Consider the following 2332-nt stretch of genomic DNA (forward strand, 5'->3'; position numbering starts at 1 on the left):
GGCCTTACCCCCGCTTATCGTACGCCGAAGCCTCGGATGCAGGCAGCCCGCCGACAAAGTCCTGGGGCATCAACGCGACGTCGGCCAGCGTGTACCGGTCCAGCGTGTTCTGGAAGGAGGCTATCGCGTCGCCGAACATTCCTGAAAGTTTGCAGCAGCCGGTGAGCACGCACTGATTTCCGGTCGCGAAGCACTCCACAAGCGCGAAATCTGGCTCCGTCAGGCGTACCACGTCGCCGATCCGGATCATCTCGGGGCTCCGCCCGAGGGCTAGCCCACCGGAGCGACCGCGGACCGCTTTCAAGTAACCGCCGCGCGTCAGGGTATTGGCGACCTTGTTGAGGTGCGTTTTGGATACGTTGAACGTGCGTGCCACCTCCTCGATCGTGATCAGGCGATCACCGGCAGAGGCCGCGTACATTAGCATCCTCAAAGCGTAGTCCGAGAAATTGGTCAACCGCACGAACGGTTCCTCTTCGCAATTCTCGTACAGGAGCCACTTACAAACCAACCCCGCATCACAGGTCCTTCTCGAGGATCGGGTCTATGCCCATCGTAGTCTCGCCACGGCTGAAGGCGACGGCGAGACGGAAGCTGTGAGATATGCGCAGTGCGCGGTCCATGAACAGCGCCGCAACCTCGGGTGGGCAGACACGGCGCACCGTTGCGCGAAACAGCTTTAGCCAACGCCGGAAATGGGCCACTCCAAGACCGGAGATCGCCAGGTGTGGCGGTAATGGACGGCCTTCATAACGGGACGACCGGAGCAGCGTAGCGGACCAGAAGTCGCACATCTTAGCCAGATGGCGCGGCCACGCCTCAGGATGGATACCATTATGAAAGATGGGGCCGAGAAGGTCGTCGCGGCGAATCTCATCATAAAAGCCGTCAACCACAAGACGGATCATGGCCTCGTCAAGCACGTCTGGCAACGGGGCACCACCGATGACGATCGTTCTCTTGGTCCGGCCATTCGCAGTCATATGCATGCTCTTGGTTTTCGTCCACAACGGCGATTGATGCATTTGCTTCAAAGGAGGCCTTCGATCGATAGTCGGAATCGCACCTTAAAGAAACATTGTCAATATATGTTTATTGGTCAACCTTGCTGGTGTCCGCAAAACCGCACGTATAACCCCGCGCAGGAACTGCCGGCGCCTCGCATTGTCGTTAACGGCGCGCCTTTGCGCGCATCGCTCCCTGGTTTCTGCCCTGGCAGCCTTGATAGCAAAGCGGCCAGCCCCGGCTTGAGGGCCGGTCGGCTGTTTACATGAGAGCGGAGTTGCAGGCATTCGCGGGCGGTATGCGCCGGAACGACATCAGCCAGCAGGATGCGAAACGTTGCGCGAGCAATGACCGCCCAGGAATTGACGAACCTGCAGCACGCGGCCTTGGTGACGCGATCTGGTATGCCTAGGACGACCGCTCTATCGTTGGCCGGCGGCCTGCTGCAGCCGTGCGATCAGGTCGCGGTTGCGGCAATAGTCTGGCGGATCATCAGCTTGCTGGTGTTCATCGAGCCAAGTCGAGCATTCATCCTGGTGCCCGCAGGAGCGACACCGATCCACCGCTCGATTGGTGACGGCAACTTGGTCCGGAACGACCTTCAATTGTTTGTCGACGCCGAGCTTCTGCATCATGCGGCCCATCAAGGCGGTCCTGGCGTCAACTGAAATTAGGTAGTCGAGAAAACTCATGTCGTTTCGCTCCCGTTTCCTGGCAGATCATTACAATGTCGGCAACCACTGCATTGATCTCGGTCAACAGGTGACTCCTCGTGGCGATATCTGTCGTGCGTGCCTCAAGCGACGGGCGTGAAGGTCCTGATGCGAACGGCGGCTAATACGACATGAAGCGGTTGATGCTGCTCTCTTCGATCAGCGTACGCGTGACGCCGCCGAACGCCGCCGAACGACCATTCCGGCAGCCGGCTATGACCGTATGCGCCGGAAACAGTCAGGTCTGCATGAATCATGTGTGCGAACGCCACCAGCTGTTCGCCATCAGCATCGCCGGGGATGATTTCGCTCCGCGCCCTGATGCCGTGGTGCTCAAGAAAGACGGCGATGTCGCGAGGCTGTTACGGATGCTTTCGTCGCGTTTAGTACCGATTGTATCGATCACGCCTTCAATTGCCTTGGCCAGAAAAGGTAATGCATCTGCTATCCCGCCGCGCTCCCGGGGTCTTTCCAGGCAACCAGCACGGTTTTTGCCATGACATGTTCGACATTGCTTGCGGTGACCAGGACCGGCCGGCCAGTGCCGAGTGCCACGCCGATGTCCACGGCGCGAAAGACATTTTCTCCTTGCTGGCTGCCGGTAGCAATGAGGT

General features: G+C 59.1%; 4 protein-coding genes and 1 pseudogene. 2 read left to right on the forward strand and 3 right to left on the reverse strand.

What is annotated here, in order from left to right; all coding sequences use genetic code 11:
* Positions 1 to 4 precede the first annotated feature (4 nt).
* Together NKI72_RS34580 and NKI72_RS34585 are read right to left on the reverse strand one after the other, a co-directional pair.
* Positions 5 to 463, reverse strand: a complete 459-nt coding sequence (locus tag NKI72_RS34580; protein WP_352694164.1) for an RrF2 family transcriptional regulator — start codon at positions 461 to 463, stop codon at positions 5 to 7.
* Between the two features lie 55 nt (positions 464 to 518).
* A complete protein-coding gene (locus NKI72_RS34585) occupies positions 519 to 983 on the reverse strand; it encodes a group III truncated hemoglobin (RefSeq protein WP_352757408.1) in 465 nt (154 codons plus the stop codon).
* Between the two features lie 153 nt (positions 984 to 1136).
* Between NKI72_RS34585 and NKI72_RS34590 the strand changes: the two are divergent.
* Positions 1137 to 1370 (forward strand): annotated as a pseudogene (locus tag NKI72_RS34590) (c-type cytochrome); the annotation flags it as partial.
* Between the two features lie 57 nt (positions 1371 to 1427).
* Here the strand turns inward: NKI72_RS34590 and NKI72_RS34595 are convergent.
* The gene (locus NKI72_RS34595) at positions 1428 to 1697 is read right to left on the reverse strand and encodes a DUF6455 family protein (protein ID WP_352694166.1); all 270 of its coding nucleotides are present in this window, start codon (positions 1695 to 1697) and stop codon (positions 1428 to 1430) included.
* Positions 1698 to 1849: 152 nt separating this feature from the next.
* Between NKI72_RS34595 and NKI72_RS35615 the strand changes: the two genes are divergently transcribed.
* The gene (locus NKI72_RS35615) at positions 1850 to 2218 is read left to right on the forward strand and encodes a hypothetical protein (RefSeq protein WP_352694167.1); all 369 of its coding nucleotides are present in this window, start codon (positions 1850 to 1852) and stop codon (positions 2216 to 2218) included.
* Positions 2219 to 2332: the final 114 nt, after the last annotated feature.

The organism is Mesorhizobium sp. M0437 (assembly GCF_040321335.1).
In the GTDB taxonomy this organism is placed as follows: Bacteria; Pseudomonadota; Alphaproteobacteria; order Rhizobiales; family Rhizobiaceae; genus Mesorhizobium.